This window comes from Mucilaginibacter sp. 22184 (assembly GCF_052045695.1).
GTDB lineage: Bacteria > Bacteroidota > Bacteroidia > Sphingobacteriales > Sphingobacteriaceae > Mucilaginibacter.
Genome location: NZ_JBQEPI010000001.1, coordinates 1,090,580 through 1,106,138, shown reverse-complemented (window position 1 = coordinate 1,106,138; position 15,559 = coordinate 1,090,580). Strand labels below are relative to the sequence as shown.

The 15,559-nt window shown below is 42.8% G+C and carries 11 protein-coding genes; 7 read left to right on the top strand and 4 right to left on the bottom strand.

The features are described 5' to 3' along the window. Positions 1 to 7 precede the first annotated feature (7 nt). From ACTJKG_RS04735 to ACTJKG_RS04720, 4 genes are all read left to right on the top strand, one after another. Complete coding sequence (locus ACTJKG_RS04735; RefSeq protein ID WP_440738494.1) at positions 8 to 1,060, top strand: FecR family protein; 1,053 nt, start codon at positions 8 to 10, stop codon at positions 1,058 to 1,060. Positions 1,061 to 1,292: 232 nt separating this feature from the next. Next, a complete protein-coding gene (locus ACTJKG_RS04730; RefSeq protein WP_216650490.1) occupies positions 1,293 to 4,781 on the top strand; it encodes a TonB-dependent receptor in 3,489 nt (1,162 codons plus the stop codon). A gap of 22 nt (positions 4,782 to 4,803) precedes the next feature. Then, entirely contained in the window at positions 4,804 to 6,573 is a 1,770-nt protein-coding gene (locus tag ACTJKG_RS04725) for a RagB/SusD family nutrient uptake outer membrane protein (protein ID WP_172333995.1), read from the top strand. 107 nt (positions 6,574 to 6,680) lie between these two features. Further along, positions 6,681 to 7,811: an acyltransferase family protein gene (locus ACTJKG_RS04720; RefSeq protein WP_440738493.1), complete on the top strand. Its 1,131-nt coding sequence runs from the start codon at positions 6,681 to 6,683 to the stop codon at positions 7,809 to 7,811. Positions 7,812 to 8,554: 743 nt separating this feature from the next. Here the strand turns inward: ACTJKG_RS04720 and ACTJKG_RS04715 are convergent. Further along, the gene (locus tag ACTJKG_RS04715) at positions 8,555 to 8,917 is read right to left on the bottom strand and encodes a hypothetical protein (RefSeq protein WP_440738492.1); all 363 of its coding nucleotides are present in this window, start codon (positions 8,915 to 8,917) and stop codon (positions 8,555 to 8,557) included. Between the two features lie 255 nt (positions 8,918 to 9,172). Between ACTJKG_RS04715 and ACTJKG_RS04710 the strand changes: the two genes are divergently transcribed. From ACTJKG_RS04710 to ACTJKG_RS04700, 3 genes are all read left to right on the top strand, one after another. Next, positions 9,173 to 10,621: a circularly permuted type 2 ATP-grasp protein gene (locus ACTJKG_RS04710; RefSeq protein WP_172333998.1), complete on the top strand. Its 1,449-nt coding sequence runs from the start codon at positions 9,173 to 9,175 to the stop codon at positions 10,619 to 10,621. Positions 10,622 to 10,762: 141 nt separating this feature from the next. Beyond that, positions 10,763 to 11,698 (top strand): alpha-E domain-containing protein, encoded by a 936-nt coding sequence (locus ACTJKG_RS04705; protein WP_172333999.1) that lies wholly within the window; start codon positions 10,763 to 10,765, stop codon positions 11,696 to 11,698. An 8-nt stretch (positions 11,699 to 11,706) separates the two neighbouring features. Next, complete coding sequence (locus ACTJKG_RS04700) at positions 11,707 to 12,666, top strand: transglutaminase family protein (RefSeq protein ID WP_172334000.1); 960 nt, start codon at positions 11,707 to 11,709, stop codon at positions 12,664 to 12,666. A 115-nt stretch (positions 12,667 to 12,781) separates the two neighbouring features. On the opposite strand, the gene ACTJKG_RS04695 is transcribed toward ACTJKG_RS04700, so the two are convergent. The 3 genes from ACTJKG_RS04695 to ACTJKG_RS04685 all read right to left on the bottom strand — a co-directional run bounded on the left by ACTJKG_RS04695 (position 12,782) and on the right by ACTJKG_RS04685 (position 15,368). Beyond that, positions 12,782 to 13,273, bottom strand: a complete 492-nt coding sequence (locus ACTJKG_RS04695) for a TlpA family protein disulfide reductase (protein WP_172334001.1) — start codon at positions 13,271 to 13,273, stop codon at positions 12,782 to 12,784. Positions 13,274 to 13,314: 41 nt separating this feature from the next. Next, positions 13,315 to 14,334: a Gfo/Idh/MocA family protein gene (locus ACTJKG_RS04690; RefSeq protein WP_440738491.1), complete on the bottom strand. Its 1,020-nt coding sequence runs from the start codon at positions 14,332 to 14,334 to the stop codon at positions 13,315 to 13,317. Between the two features lie 449 nt (positions 14,335 to 14,783). Further along, the gene (locus ACTJKG_RS04685; RefSeq protein WP_440738490.1) at positions 14,784 to 15,368 is read right to left on the bottom strand and encodes a DUF4142 domain-containing protein; all 585 of its coding nucleotides are present in this window, start codon (positions 15,366 to 15,368) and stop codon (positions 14,784 to 14,786) included. Positions 15,369 to 15,559: the final 191 nt, after the last annotated feature.

Here is a 15,559-nt window from a genome sequence, read left to right as displayed (position 1 = left end):
AATAAGAATGGATAACGAAGAGATAAAATTATTACTGGTAAAGTACATTACCCGTGAGGCCGACGAGCAGGAGACAGATCGCATAAGGGAATGGGTAAAAGCGCATCCGGAAAATGAGCAGTACTTTGCCCAGTTGTATGAAAGCTGGCAAAATATGTTGTACCTGAAGCCAGAAATTGTTGATGAAGAAAAAGCATATCACAAATTTTTGTCGACACTGCCCCAGGAAACAAAATACAGGCAATTGTACAAATGGAGTAAAGTGGCGGCGGCTGTAGCGCTGGTTGGTATATTGTCTGTTTTATTAGTAAGGCATTATGCGCAAAATGTGCAAAGCATCAGAGTAGTATCTGTTAAGCAGGGAGGTATAAAAAAGATAGTTTTAACCGATGGCACCCTGGTTTGGTTAAACGCCGGCAGCAAGCTGAACTATAATACTGATTTTGGCAAAAAAAACCGCACCGTTTATTTGGAGGGTGAGGCATTTTTTGAAATAGCTCCGGGTAAAAAAACAATACCATTTATTGTAAACACAAAAAATTATACCGTTAGGGATATCGGCACCAAGTTTAATTTGAAATCATACTCTAACGACTCTTTCTTTGAAACAACAGTTGTAAAGGGAGAGGTTTCTGTTGAAGGCAATATTGATAATAATACACGCGAAATGAGCCGCATATATGTTAAGCCACGGCAGGTATTGCGAATATACTATCAGCAGCAAAAAGAAAAATACACTTATAAACCCGATGACCAACATGATCTGAACGAGATACAGGTATTACAGATCGATTCGGCCAAGATGGATAAATATGATGGCTGGAAAGAGGATCTGCTGGTGTTTGACGGAAATACCCTTAATGAAATATCAAGGGTACTGGAACGCCGATACAACGTAAAAATAATCATGAATGATGTCGGGTTACAGAACATTAGGTATTATGGAAGCTTTAAAAATATAGCCACCATTGATAAGGTATTGAGCTTAATAAAAGGGAATACAGACATTGACTATACCATAACAGGCAATACCGTAACCATCACTAAAGAAACCAACTAATCAACAATAAAACATAACTATTAAAAAAGCGCATATGGCAAAAAAATAACTCCTTCTCTTTTCAACAAAAAACCCGGCGTGCGCTAACACTCCGGGCTATGTAAAAATTAATAGCTAATACCCTACGCTTGGGGAAGCCTAGTATTAACTAATTAACAAACACAAATTTATGATAAATTTTGACAGAAAATCTGTATGGCCTGCGCATGCATGGCAAAAAACCATTAAAATTATGAAGCTTGTTACTGTTTTGCTCTTTACGGGTATAATGCACATACATGCTGCCGTTTATTCACAAAACGTTTACAATTTTAACCTTAATAACATTTCGGTAAAACAGATGTTCAGGCAGATAGAAAAGAACAGTAAATACACTGTTTTTTACCGGCTTGATCAGGTAAATGCCGACAAAAAAATAAACGTTGAGTTACAAGACGCCAGCATCGAAACGGTGATGAAAAATGTGCTTCAGAACCAACCATTAACGTTCCAGGTAGTTGATGATATTATTATCATTAAACCTGCCGATGGCAAAGCCATTGCAACGGTTACCGTAACCGGGGTGATTAAGGACGCGAGCGGCACCCCGCTTCCCGGAGTAAGTGTTAAACTGGCGGGAACTTCGTTAGGTACGGTAACTGATGTTAATGGTAAATACAGCCTCACGCTGCCCGATGGCAATGGTACGCTGGAGTTTACTTTCCTAGGCTTCACCACTCAACGGATAGCCGTTAATGGAAAAACTTCTATCAACGTAATCCTGGCAGAAGAATCAAAATCACTGAACGAGGTGGTTGTAGTAGGTTATGCGACGCAAAGGAAAAAGGATTTGACAGGCGCCGTAGCTGTGGTTGATGTACAAGCCATGAACAAGCAAGCTTCAGGATCGGTAAATAGCCAGTTACAAGGTCAGGCATCCGGTGTTACCATCATAGGATCTGGTCAGCCTGGTGCCGAACCACAAGTACGTATACGGGGCTTCAACTCCTTTGGCAATAACGATCCATTATACGTTGTTGACGGTATACCAACACAGGATATCAGCACCATTAACCCTAACGATATTGAAAACTTTCAAATATTAAAGGATGCCAGCTCGGCCTCTATATATGGCGCGCGTGCATCTAACGGTGTAATTATCATCACTACTAAAAAAGGCAAGGGAAAAGTTACTATTCAATATGATGCCTACTACGGGAGGCAGGTACCTAAGGGAGGCAACGTATGGCACACGTTAACCCCTCAGGAGCTCGCCGATTTAAAACACCTGGCCCAGGCAAACTCTGGTGTTACCGATTTTCAGGACGATCAGTATAACCCTGATGGAAAAGGCTCAACTTATACTTTACCTGATTACATTTCACCGGCTGGTGCAAAAAATGGAGATCCATCTACCGATCCTTCATTGTACTACGTAAACCCTAATTATACCACTTCCGACGATTACAACAGTTTTTACCGGATCACCAAAGCTAACAAAGCCGGTACAGACTGGTACCACGAAATATTTAAAACCGCCCCTATGACCAGCCACAACCTGGCCGTAAGCTCAGGCAATGAACAGGGAAGTTATTTGTTCTCGTTAAATTATTTCAATCAACAAGGTACACTGATCAATACCTACGAAAAAAGGTATACCATTCGTGCCAACAGTCAGCACAATTTCAATAAGCATGTGCGCATTGGCGAAAACCTGGCTTATTCCGTAGTTAATAATCCTCAGGTAGGCTATAACAATGGTGATGCGGTTATAGCTCATGCCTTCAGGGAGCAAACTATTATCCCTGTATATGACATTAAGGGCAACTATGCCGGTGATAACGGATCTGGCCTGGGCGATGCCTTTAACCCCGTAGCTATGCAGCAACGCACAAGAAACAATAAATCGCTTGCTTACAGGCTGTTTGGAAACGTATTTGCGGAAGCTGATTTTTTAAATGACTTTACTATACGCACCAGTTTTGGTGGCGAAACGGCTTCCGGGGCCTCTCATAGCTTCACCTATCCTCAATATGAAAACGTAGAGAACTCGCAAACCAATCAGTATAATGAGGATTCATACAGCAATTATAACTGGACCTGGACCAATACTTTAGCTTATCATAAAACAATTAATAAGCATGATATTAAGGTACTGGTAGGCTCAGAAGCTAATCAGAGCTACTCCAGCAACCTGGGTGGTGCAAGACAAGGATATTTTAGTTTTGACCCTAACTATGTTGATTTAAGCACAGGTAATGTGAGCAGCGCCAGTAACTACAGCTATCGTGGCGAATCATCCTTGTTTTCGTTATTTGCCAGGGCCGATTACATTTTTGATGGCAAATATCTTTTCAATGCCACCGTTCGCCGTGACGGAGCCTCCAATTTCTCACAAGTTCATCAATATGGCTGGTTCCCGGCTTTCAGTGCAGGCTGGAGGATATCTCAGGAAGGCTTCATGAAAGGTGCTGCATGGCTTAATGATTTGAAAATACGTGGTGGATATGGCATTATGGGTAACCAGCTTAACATCACCTCTTCAAACCGGTTTGATGCGTTTAGCAGTGCCGTAGGGCAATCTTATTATGCACTTAATGGAGGCAACAACGTTGTAGCAGGTTTTTATCAGTCGCAAATTGGTAATCCCAACGCTAAATGGGAAAAAGACGCCAATACCAACATAGGTTTTGACGCTTCTATATTAAACAGCGCTATTACCGTTACAGTTGATTACTATCGTAAAGATATCCGCGATCTATTGTACAATCCGGAGGTGTTAGGCACTATCGGCAACGGCGCGCCACCGTTTGTAAATATCGCTAAAATGAAAACGGACGGTTTGGATGCCAGCATAGCTACCAATTTTAAAGTAAACAAGGTTGGATTTAACGCCACATTCAACATTACCACCTTTAGCAATAAAATAACCAAAGTATCCAATGATGCCAATTATTTTGATAGCGATAACCCCAGAGGTTTTGACATTGGATTTGTACGCAATGAGGTAGGGCATTCATACGGCGAATTTTATGGTTATAAAATAGCAGGCTTCTGGAACTCGCAACAGGAAATAGATGCGGCTAACGCAAAAGTTCAAAAAGCGTCAAATGATCCTAATGCAACCTACCAAACGGATGTAGCTGTTGGTCGTTTCAAATATGCGGATGTTAATGGCGATGGTAAGATCACAGATGCCGACAGAACTTTTATTGGTAATCCTAACCCTAAATTCACTTCAGGCTTAAACCTTGGGGTTACCTACGCAGGCTTTGATTTTAACGCGTTATTTTACGGTGTTTTTGGCAACAAAATATGGAACAACGTTAAACGCTGGAGAGACTTTTACTCATCATTTACCACAGCTAAAAGCCAAACAGCACTTTATGATTCCTGGACGCCAACAAACCAAAACGCTAAAGCGCCAATACAGGAAGTTAACTCTTCATTTAGCAGTAACGCACAGCCAAACTCTTATTTTGTTGAAAATGGTTCATATGTACGCCTGCGTAATGCACAGATAGGCTACACCTTTTCACCAAACGGCCTTAAAAAGTTAGGTATTCAAAAATTAAGATTATATGTATCAGGGACCAACTTATTTACGATAACCGGATACTCCGGCATCGACCCTGAATTACAGGGGCAACCCGACAGTCAGGGGCATACCACTTTTGGAATTGACGAAGGCACCTATGCAAGTCCCCGCACCTTCTTATTTGGTGTTAATCTAACATTATAATTAATCATTAAGCACGATTACAATGAGAACAAAAATATATATCGCTTTAAGTATGGCTCTTGCCATATCAATTAGTTCATGTAAAAAATCATTGGATAAGCCGTTGTTGGGGGCCTTGGAATCTCCTCTGCTCCAAACAAAGGATGGCGTTAATGGCCTGCTTGTAGGTACTTACGCCGCTTTAGACGGCATGGCAGGCACATCGGCCATAGGCGGTGGCAATCCCTGGGAAACCTCGCCAGATAACTGGGTTTTAGGTGGCGTGGCCGGCGGCGATGCGAATAAAGGCAGTATAGCGGGCGACGTATCTGAGATTGAACCCATCATGCAATTTTACAGCGACCCTACCAACGTTTTTTACAACAGTAAATGGAAGGCCGATTATGAAGGCATTTCAAGGGCCAACACTGTTTTAAAGGTAGTAGCCAAGGTACCTACCCTTACTGATGCCGAAAAAGCCAACATCATTGGGCAAGCCCGTTTTTTAAGAGCACATTACTACTTTGATCTGCGGAAGATCTTCAAAAATGTGCCTTATATCGACGAAACGACCACCAATTTTAATCAGCCTAACAATACCGATGTATGGTCGAAAATAGAGGCCGACCTTGACTTTGCTTATAAGAACCTGCCGGCTACACAATCAAGCGTAGGCATGGTCAATAAATGGGCAGCTGGATCTTACCTGGCAAAAGCTTACTTATATCAGCAAAAATACCCACAGGCAAAAACCGTGTTTGACGATGTTATTCAGAATGGTGTTACTTCAAACGGCCTTAAATATGGCTTAAACGACAAGTTTGATGACAATTTTACACCAGAAACAGAAAATTCAAAAGAAGCGGTATTTGCTATACAAATGGCAGCTAATGTTGACCCGGATGGCCCCACCAATGCCAACAATGGCGATATGCTGAACTTCCCTTATGGCACAGACAGCCCATTCCCATGCTGCGGTTTTTATCAGCCATCTGCCGATCTGGTTAACCACTTCCGTACCGATAATAACGGCTTGCCTTACCTGGATGATTTTAACAGTCACGCTATAAAAAATGATATGCACCTGTCATCATCTGACGACTTTACACCAGATGACGGTAATATCGACCCCCGTTTGGATTGGACAGCGGGCCGTCGCGGTATTCCATACCTTGACTGGGGTATACACCCGGGCGACTCGTGGGTTCGGGATCAGAGCTATGCAGGCCCCTACTCGCCAATAAAAAATGTTTATTGGAACGCGACACAAAATACCGATGGCGATAACCACTCCTGGGCACCAGGCTCGGCCATTAATTATAATGTGATCCGCTTTGCCGATGTGCTTTTAATGGCTGCCGAAGTTGAAGCCCAGCAGGGTAATCTGGCCAAGGCAGAAGATTATGTGAACCAGGTGCGTAACAGGGCTGCAAATCCAATTGGCTTTGTACATACCTACATCGATCCTGCAAATCCAACCAAGGGTTTTACAAATACACCGGCGGCTAATTATAAAGTGAGCCCATATCCAGGTGGGGCATTTTCCAGCCAGGCATTCGCTCTGAAAGCCATTTATTTTGAGCGCAAAATTGAATTAGCGATGGAGGGGCACCGCTTTTTTGACCTGGTTAGGTGGGGCATTGCCGATACCGAGCTGAATAACTATTTTAAATACCAAAACACCGTTACTACCGACCTTAGGAGCGGAAAGTATGTTAAAGGTAAAAATGATTACTATCCTATCCCGCAAAGGCAAATTGACTTAAGTGCAAGTGGCGGCAGTCCTGTACTTAAACAAAACGCAGGTTATTAATAAAAATTCAGCTAAAGCTTACCGGGCTAACCCCGCCTGGTAAGCTTTTTTAACCAATTGCTTATCACGCCCCTGTTTTTAAGCACACCAAACCTAAATAATAAATTATGAATAAATCATCAACGCGGTTTCTGTCGCTGGATGTATTTCGTGGTATGACTATCTGTTTCATGATCATTGTAAATACGCCCGGTAGTGGCGCGGCCCCTTTCTCGCCACTTGAACATGCTACCTGGCATGGCTTTACCCCTACCGATCTGGTATTCCCTTCATTTCTATTCGCCGTGGGCAATGCCATGAGTTTTTCCATGAAACGCTACCAGGAACTGGGCAATACGGCTGTTTTAGGTAAAATATTTAAACGCACCCTCCTCATTTTCCTGATAGGCTATCTCATGTATTGGTTTCCCTTCTTTAGTTTTAAGGGAGGTCATGTTTCCTTATCTCCTATTGCAAATACCCGCATTATGGGCGTATTGCAGCGGATAGCTTTATGCTATTGCTTCGCCTCGCTCATGATCCATTTTCTGTCAAAGCAGTCGGTTGTTATTCTATCTGTACTGTTATTAATTGGCTACTGGATCTTGCTGCTGGTTTTTGGCGACCCGAATGATCCCCTAAGCATGACCGGCAATGCGGGCATATTCCTGGATAAATTCATCCTGGGCGACAGCCACATGTATCATGGCGAAAAAATAGCCTTTGATCCCGAAGGTATCCTGAGCACGCTGCCTGCTATAGTGAACGTGGTTATTGGTTACTACGCAGGTAAATTCATACAGCAAAAAGGCAAGGGTTATGATACCATAGCAAAAATGCTGCTTACCGGCGCGCTGTTCATCTTTCTGGCCTTATGCTGGAACATGGTATTCCCGATCAACAAAAAGCTGTGGACAAGCTCATTTGTACTGGTAACCACCGGGCTCGACCTGGTGATCCTATCATTCCTTGTTTACGCCTTGGAGATCAACAATTGGAACAAGGGCAACTGGACACGCTTTTTCACCATCCTGGGCAAAAACCCATTACCCATTTATGTACTGTCAGAAATACTGGTGATATTCTTTTACATGCTCAGCGTAAAAGGAACCAGTTTTTACGACTGGATCAATACTTCCCTTTACCAGGTAATAGCCCCGGGAGCTATCGGCTCGCTGCTATTTGCCATAAGCTATATGCTTATTTGCTGGTGCGTGGGCTGGTTGCTGGATAAAAAGAAGATCTATATCCGGGTTTAAATTTTTCAACCTAAATATATTGCTAAAAGGGGCTACATCATTAATCATGATCAGCCTCTTTTTTTTATTTGACTTATCCGGATACTCAGCCACGAATTAATGTATCATTCGGGGTTGGACGAATAGGCTCTATTAGCAAAAAAGTGGGTTTACATGGTTTACACTTTTTTGGGTTTACGTCGATTTAAATTACTGATAATCAATTAATTAATAATTTTTTAGGCAAAAATGTGTAAACCCACTTTTTGCATCAATATCACAGGTCTAACGTTAATCCATAGATAACAAAATACCTATGAACATCAATTCGATTGATGATAAAACCTCTTTCTGGTAATAGCACATGAGTAGATATAGCACATCAATAACATCACAAAAACAGGGTTGTCACCCTGAGCTCCGTTGAGGGGTGGAGCGCAGAGGCCTACCCACCATACTTCGACGGAGCATGGCATCATCAAAACAGCCAAAGCCTTGTGCGATTCCTTCCCTCGGGAAGGGGAGGAAGGGGTTTATGAAACAGAATAGTCATTGCACGCAGAAACCCCACCCTCCCATTACACCTGTCCTACGCGCCCCTCCCGTGGGGAGGGAATTAAAAATGATTTTACTGTCCCCTCACGGTCTCTCGCAGAGGATCCTGAGGTATAAACTGGTTTAGAAACAACCTCAGGGTCTCTTTCAGGAGACCCTGAGGGGATTAAGACAAATGTCTATTGATTTTTATATCATCCCCCTGATCATCAGCCTTGTTTGCCAATAAGCTTATAACCATCGGCCATATCAGGAACTTGATCAAAGGACATACCTGCATACCGCTTTTCTATCCTGCCAATATGAGTGCAGGCATGTTCCAGATACTCATCGTCAATAACTTCCTGTATCGTATCTCTGATACCTTCGTGGCTCAGGTTTGCCGCGATGATCATATCAGATGCCCAGAAACTGGCCGAACCGGATTGTGCCATTAATCTTTGAATATTTGCCAGCGTAAATAGTGTAGCTACAAACACGTTACCATTTTCAAGTGTAATATGAATATCGATATTGTCATCAAGTTCATTGGTTTCGTTATAGCCAGCCGGAAAAGTGATCTTAAAATCCATCTTTATTTATAAAAGTATAAAGATAAGATTCCCTTAGTTATTCTTTCAAATTAACAAGTTCACCATTTTTCAGTCAAAAGCAACAAATCATCTTAAATAAAAAGCAATAATTTATTAAAATTTACTTAAAATGAATTATTTATATAAATAATTGGATTTTTTTGACATTTTTTTTGCTTTTTTAATAAAACACTTCATAAATTACATTTTATAAAAAATAACTGATTGATAAATTTATAATTATGGCAATTTTACATGAAAGAATCAGCTTATTTTAATCAATACACTCCCATTAACGGCGTATGGGACGAAATGTATGGTACAAATTGCAATGTTCGCGACCATTATTTGAAAGTTATCGAGTACATTTCAAAAGAATCGGCCGATGATCTGAACAAAAAAGAAGAGCTGGCCAAAAGCCTGTTCATGAGCCAGGGTATTACTTTTACCGTTTACAACAGTGGCGAGGGTATCGAAAAGATATTCCCTTTTGATATTATCCCCCGTATTATTACCGCCAGTGAATGGGCTTTTGTAGAGAAAGGCATCAAACAACGGCTTACCGCCCTTAACCTGTTCCTGAAAGATATATATAACAACCAGTTTATTGTAAAGGATGGCATAGTGCCCATTGATATTATTTACTCCTGTCCGCATTTTTTGCGGGAGATGTACCAGCTTAAAGTGCCCTATGATATCTATGTACACATATCTGGCATCGACCTGATCCGTGATGAGGACGGCACTTTTTATGTGCTGGAAGATAACCTGCGCACCCCATCAGGAGTAAGCTATATGCTGGAGAACCGGGAGATCACCAAGCGTTTGTTTCCGGATCTGCTGCCCCAATGCGGGGTTCGCAGCGTAACCGAGTATCCAACTATATTGTACAAGAACCTGCTGGCGCTTTCGCCCAGGCAAATATCAAACCCAACCATTGTATTGCTAAGTCCGGGCATATATAACTCGGCCTATTTTGAGCATACTACCCTGGCCCGTTTGATGGGCGTTGAACTGGTAGAAGGCCGAGACCTGGTAGTTAATAACCATAAGGTATACATGAAAACCACTACCGGCCTGCAGCAGGTAGATGTGATATATCGCCGGGTTGACGACGAGTATCTTGATCCGCTGGTATTTAACCCCGAAAGCATGCTGGGTGTTGCCGGCATCATGGGCGCTTACCGCAAAGGCAATGTGGCTATTGTAAATGCTATTGGCACCGGCGTTGCCGATGATAAAGCGGTTTACGCTTACGTTCCGGATATGATACGTTACTACCTGAACGAGGAACCGATCCTGAAAAACGTACCCACCCACCAATTGGGCAACCCTGATGAACGTGAACATGTGTTCAAAAACCTGAATAACATGGTGGTTAAAAAAACCAATGGTAGCGGTGGCTATGGTATGCTGATGGGTCATGCCGCATCTGAACAGGAAATTGACGACTATAAAAAAGAGATCCTGAAAGATCCGCGCAATTTTATTGCCCAGCCAACTATTAGCCTTTCGGCGGCGCCTTGTTATATGCAGGGCCTGTTAAAACCCCGCCGGGTCGACCTTCGCCCTTATGCCCTTTACGGGCCCGACGGCATTGAGATAGTGCCGGGCGGATTAACACGCGTGGCCCTTAAAGAAGGTTCACTGGTAGTAAACAGCTCACAGGGCGGCGGCAGTAAAGATACCTGGGTGCTCGCCTGATTTGAGATTTCGGACGTTCGATTTCGAATTTAGTGGCAGTCCATTACTTTCGTAATTTAAACTCCGCAACCCATCAGGCACAATAAATCATTAAAATAAATCCGAAATCGAACATCCGAAATCCGAAATAAAAAGACACATATGTTAAGCAGGGTTGCAGCAAGTTTTTATTGGTTAAGCCGTTACATTGAGCGCAGCGACGGCATGCTGCGAATGCTCAAAATAAACTATGCCTCATCGCAGGATACCGTACAGGAATTTACCTGGGAACCGGTGATCAGGATATTTGTTGGTTTGCACGAGACTGATGCCGACACGCTGGACAACGATAGCCGGTCTGTTTTAAAATATATGGTAACTGGTAAAAACAACCCAAACTCCATACTCAATATTATTACCCTGGCCCGTGAAAATGCCCGCGGCGTGCAGGAGCACATCACCAAGGATCTGTGGCAGTGCCTTAACGAGTATTATCATACCGTAAAAGACCCGCGGATAGAACGCGCCTTACAGCGGGAAGACCCGATTGGCGTATTGGATGTTTTAATAAAACAGGTGATGCTCTATTACGGTACCGTCGAAATTACGATGGAGCGCGGCGAAGGCCGCAGTTTTATGAACATCGGCAAATACCTGGAACGGGCCATACAGTCGGTCGACATCCTGGATACCAAATTCAGTTCGGTGAGTGACAATCCCAACCTGCTTACTGATACTACTTACTGGAAACACCTGCTGCTTTCATTAGGCGGCTATGAGCTGTACCTCAAAACCTATCGCGAAGGTTTTGAGGCCGAGAACATCCTGGAACAGGTGGTACTCAACAATGATTTCCCGCGATCGGTTATTTATTCGGTAAATAATATCCAACGCTATTTTGACAGGTTGAAAAACGATACCAATGTGGACACCTATCGCGAAATGTCGTTCCAGATAGGAAGGTTGCAGAGCCGTATTAAATATAGTTCGGTACGCAGCATCAGACAGGAAGGCCTGCATGGATTCCTGACCCAGATCAGGAACGAACTGTACAGTGTAGGTAACTCTCTAAATGAATACTATTTTGCCAATTCATAATTAACCATATGCCAGAGTTTAAAATACAACATATAACCAAATACACCTATGAAGGACTGGTACGCGACAGCGCCAACCAGATCATCCTTTTTCCGATAAAGGATGAGTATCAGGATGTAATAAAGCAGGAACTGCAAATTACCGGCAACCCGGTTGTTGACACCCATATTGACTATTATGGTAACGAAGTAGGCAGCTTTACCTATAGCGAGCCGCATTCCCAGTTACTCATCAGCTCTAAACTTGATGTGATCACCCGGCAACGCCCGCTACCCGTGAATGACATTTTCCCCGAACAACAGTGGGAGGATTTAAAACGCCTGCAATACATGGTGCCTTATATTGATTTTTTAAAGCAGGAATACTTTGAAGGACTGCCGGAGCTACAGGTTATTGTAGAACAGGAAAGATCAAAAGACGAAACACCCTATCAGGTAGCTCTCCGTTTTTGCCAGTACGTGTATCAGAACTTTGAATACATTAAAGGCGTTACCACCGTTGAAACCACGCTCGACGAGGTTTGGCAATTGAAGGCTGGTGTTTGCCAGGATTTTGCCCATATTTTAATGGTGATGCTCCGCCTGCTTAAAATACCGGCACGCTATGTAAGTGGCTATATTTGCACTCACAGTAGCGCCATGCGGGGCGAGGGCGCCACCCATGCCTGGGCCGAAGCCTATATCCCTGATTATGGCTGGTTAGGTATCGATCCTACCAATAACTGTATAGCTAACGAAACTCATGTGCGCCTGGCCGTTGGCCGCAGCTTTCCGGATTGCTCGCCGGTAAAAGGTGTGTACAAAGGTTCATCTGGGCATAAACTGGAGGTTGCTGTAACGGTTGACGATGAAAACTCACCCGCGTATGATAACCATACCATTCAGGAAACTGCTCCTCTGCAACCAGTAACCGAGCCCGCCAAAAACAGCTATCAGCGGCATATGGAGATCATGCAACAGCAGCAGTGATGATGATGTGAGGATTTCTGAACCATGATTTTCATGATTAAAAGATTTAAGGATTATCTGTATTTAATCAAGGTGATCCCAGAATCCTACAATCATGGTTCAGAAAATCTGAAAGTTAAACTACTTTTTTAGCCGAGGCTACCAATACCGGGATAACCGGTACCTTATCGTAGGTCTTTGATATCTTGCCATTGCGGTCATAAATGGCAATAAAAGGCGTATTTTTTATCTGAAAATACTTCTGCACCAGGTAAGTATACCCCTCGGTTCCTATGGTGATGTTATGATATTTAGCCAGATCAAAATCACGTTGAAAAACCTGTATGGCTTTCAGTTGAGTAACAAAAGTGATCAGTACGATCTGCACATCCTGCAGATTTTTCAATTGCGGTTTCAGATCATACATCAAATGCTGACAGTGGCCACAATCTGGCGAAAAATAGATCAGCATTACCGGCTTGTTCTTTTTCAGGTTGGCCGGGGTAACATATACGCTATCGGTAGTTAATATATGATACGGAGGGATGCCGGTATTAGCGCCTAAGGTTTGGGCTTGTGTACAGCCAGCCGCGATAAGCAAACAAAGGAACAGATATATCTTTTTCATTAGATTAATATAGTATTTCATTAAGCATATTTACGATATTTTTAACTCTCCAGCAATTCCAGCTGCCAGGCTATCTGCTCTTCTGTTATAGGGAACAACGCGTTTTCACGCACGGTATGATAAACGGCCTCAAATAAACCATTATAATTACCTTTGTCTGACGGTACCCACTCTACTGTTTTGTGATTATCGGCCCCCATCAGCACCAGTTTACCTTCACTGCCTTCGGGTTCAATACCAAAACCTTCTTCATTTGGCATCATGCCTGCATCCAGTTGTGCCTCCTGCACGTCGGTACGCAATTTTACAAAGCTACCCAAGGTACCGTGGATCACAAAACCAGGCAAATGTTCGGCTATCAGTAAGCCCGAGGTTAAATATACATTGAGCTGGTTGGGGTACGAAAGGTGAATATTAAAATAATCATCAACCTGCGAGCCCGGCCGGTGCGAAGCCGTTGTTTTCACATAGCTCAGCGGTTTGCCAAATATACTGATGGCATTATCCACCAGGTGCGCGCCCAGATCATAGGTAAGTCCATTTCCCGGAGTATCTTTGGTTTCCTTAAATACCTTAGGACCGATAGGCATCCGGTACCTGTCCAGCCTAAAATGCACCTCGATCAGTTCGCCCAGTCTTCCGCTTTCAATTACTTTTTTTACCGATATAAAGCCGCTATCGTACCGGCGGTTTTGGTAGATCATCACCTTCAAATTCAGCTTCTTACCCAGATCGAACAAGGTTTTTACTTCTGCCGATGTTACTGCCGCGGGTTTTTCGATCAGCACATGTTTACCCGCGTTCAGGGCCTGTATGGCATAATCAAAGTGGGTATTGTTGGGGGTGTTAACGATGATCAGTTCAATTTCGGCGTCGTTCAGCAACTCATCGGTGGTATTGTAGCTGATCACATCGGGATAAACCTTCCCGGCCTTTTTTTCGTGGCGTTCAACAACCGCTTTAAAGGTAAAACCAAGATTGGTGGTTAAAAATGGCGCGTGAAATATCCGGCCCGACATGCCGTAGGCCATAAGGCCGGTAACGATTGGTTTTGATGACATAGATAGATAATTATTCGTGGGCTGAAAGCTCAAAGCCAAAGGCCCAAAGCTTTTGTTTATTTAGTTTTTTAGCTTATTACAAGAAACAAACAACGTATGTCTCAAAAATACTTTTTAAACCTTGAATTTTAACAAATTTCTTATCGAAAACAGTGTAAAAACAGTTCGGATTTTATCCAATACCATCGCTTTTAACAAATTCCCACTCGACTTTAATCTATTTTAAAAACTTTAAAAAGTATTAGATTATTGATCGTTAATGAACTGCATACCAAACAGCCGTTTTTTATGCCGGTTGTTTCCTTTAACCAAACGGCCCCGCTTGCATTTTTCAAAGCAAGCAGGGCCGTGGTGGTGATGCAATCTCTAAATTCTAAACCCTAAGCTCTAAATTCGAAATCGAACATCTGAAATCATTTGCACATCCGCACATTTGCATATCTGCACATCTATTTCAAACCTTTTTTAATGGCTTCTATTTCTGTAAGGTGACCTTTTATTACCGGTAAAGTGTTGGTAGCAAAAGCCTTCAGGTCGGCATCTTTACAATTTTTGGCAGCATCCTCAAACATGGCTATTGTTTTTTTGTGCCCATCAACCATAGCATCTACATAGGCCTTGTCAAAATCGGTTGTTGATTTAGCCGAAAGATCTTTCAATTCTTTTTGCTTTTCTTCGCTTGGTTCGGCAGGCAGCGTGATGTTTTTGATCTTGGCTATGCCCATCAATTCCTCATTGGCTTTGCTGTGGTCTTTTACCATCATTTCGGCAAATTTTTTCACCTGCGGATTGATCGCCTTTTGTTCGGCCACTTTGGCTACGGCTACTTCAGCCATACCACCATTTGCGGCATCGGTGGCAAATTTGGCATCGCCCTGGTCAACCGCTATGCCTGTAGCGCCGGTTGTGGTTGTGTCTTTAGTATGATTTGCACTGTCTGCGCTTTCCTTACTGTCGGTTTTGGCACCGTTATTACATGCCTGGAACATCCATGCCGACAGCACGAACATCATCATTAAACTTAACTTTTTCATAGTGAATGTTTATATTGTTTTTATAATCAACAATTTTCACTCAGATAAGTTTCATTTTCTTATTTGTAAAATAATTTAACATAAAAACACGCTACATCCACACGTCATTACTTCGTACCTCGCAATGACGTGTGGAAAAGGAAAGAAAACCCAAAAGGCCATCATGCATGCATGATGGCCTTTTATCTATA

Bases quoted from the DNA above. Each gene is read 5' to 3' on its own strand.
- ACTJKG_RS04735 (WP_440738494.1), top strand. From the start codon at position 8: ATGGATAACGAAGAGATAAAATTATTACTGGTAAAGTACATTACCCGT.
- ACTJKG_RS04730 (WP_216650490.1), top strand. From the start codon at position 1,293: ATGAAGCTTGTTACTGTTTTGCTCTTTACGGGTATAATGCACATACAT.
- ACTJKG_RS04725 (WP_172333995.1), top strand. From the start codon at position 4,804: ATGAGAACAAAAATATATATCGCTTTAAGTATGGCTCTTGCCATATCA.
- ACTJKG_RS04720 (WP_440738493.1), top strand. From the start codon at position 6,681: ATGAATAAATCATCAACGCGGTTTCTGTCGCTGGATGTATTTCGTGGT.
- ACTJKG_RS04715 (WP_440738492.1), bottom strand. From the start codon at position 8,917: ATGGATTTTAAGATCACTTTTCCGGCTGGCTATAACGAAACCAATGAA.
- ACTJKG_RS04710 (WP_172333998.1), top strand. From the start codon at position 9,173: ATGAAAGAATCAGCTTATTTTAATCAATACACTCCCATTAACGGCGTA.
- ACTJKG_RS04705 (WP_172333999.1), top strand. From the start codon at position 10,763: ATGTTAAGCAGGGTTGCAGCAAGTTTTTATTGGTTAAGCCGTTACATT.
- ACTJKG_RS04700 (WP_172334000.1), top strand. From the start codon at position 11,707: ATGCCAGAGTTTAAAATACAACATATAACCAAATACACCTATGAAGGA.
- ACTJKG_RS04695 (WP_172334001.1), bottom strand. From the start codon at position 13,273: ATGAAAAAGATATATCTGTTCCTTTGTTTGCTTATCGCGGCTGGCTGT.
- ACTJKG_RS04690 (WP_440738491.1), bottom strand. From the start codon at position 14,334: ATGTCATCAAAACCAATCGTTACCGGCCTTATGGCCTACGGCATGTCG.
- ACTJKG_RS04685 (WP_440738490.1), bottom strand. From the start codon at position 15,368: ATGAAAAAGTTAAGTTTAATGATGATGTTCGTGCTGTCGGCATGGATG.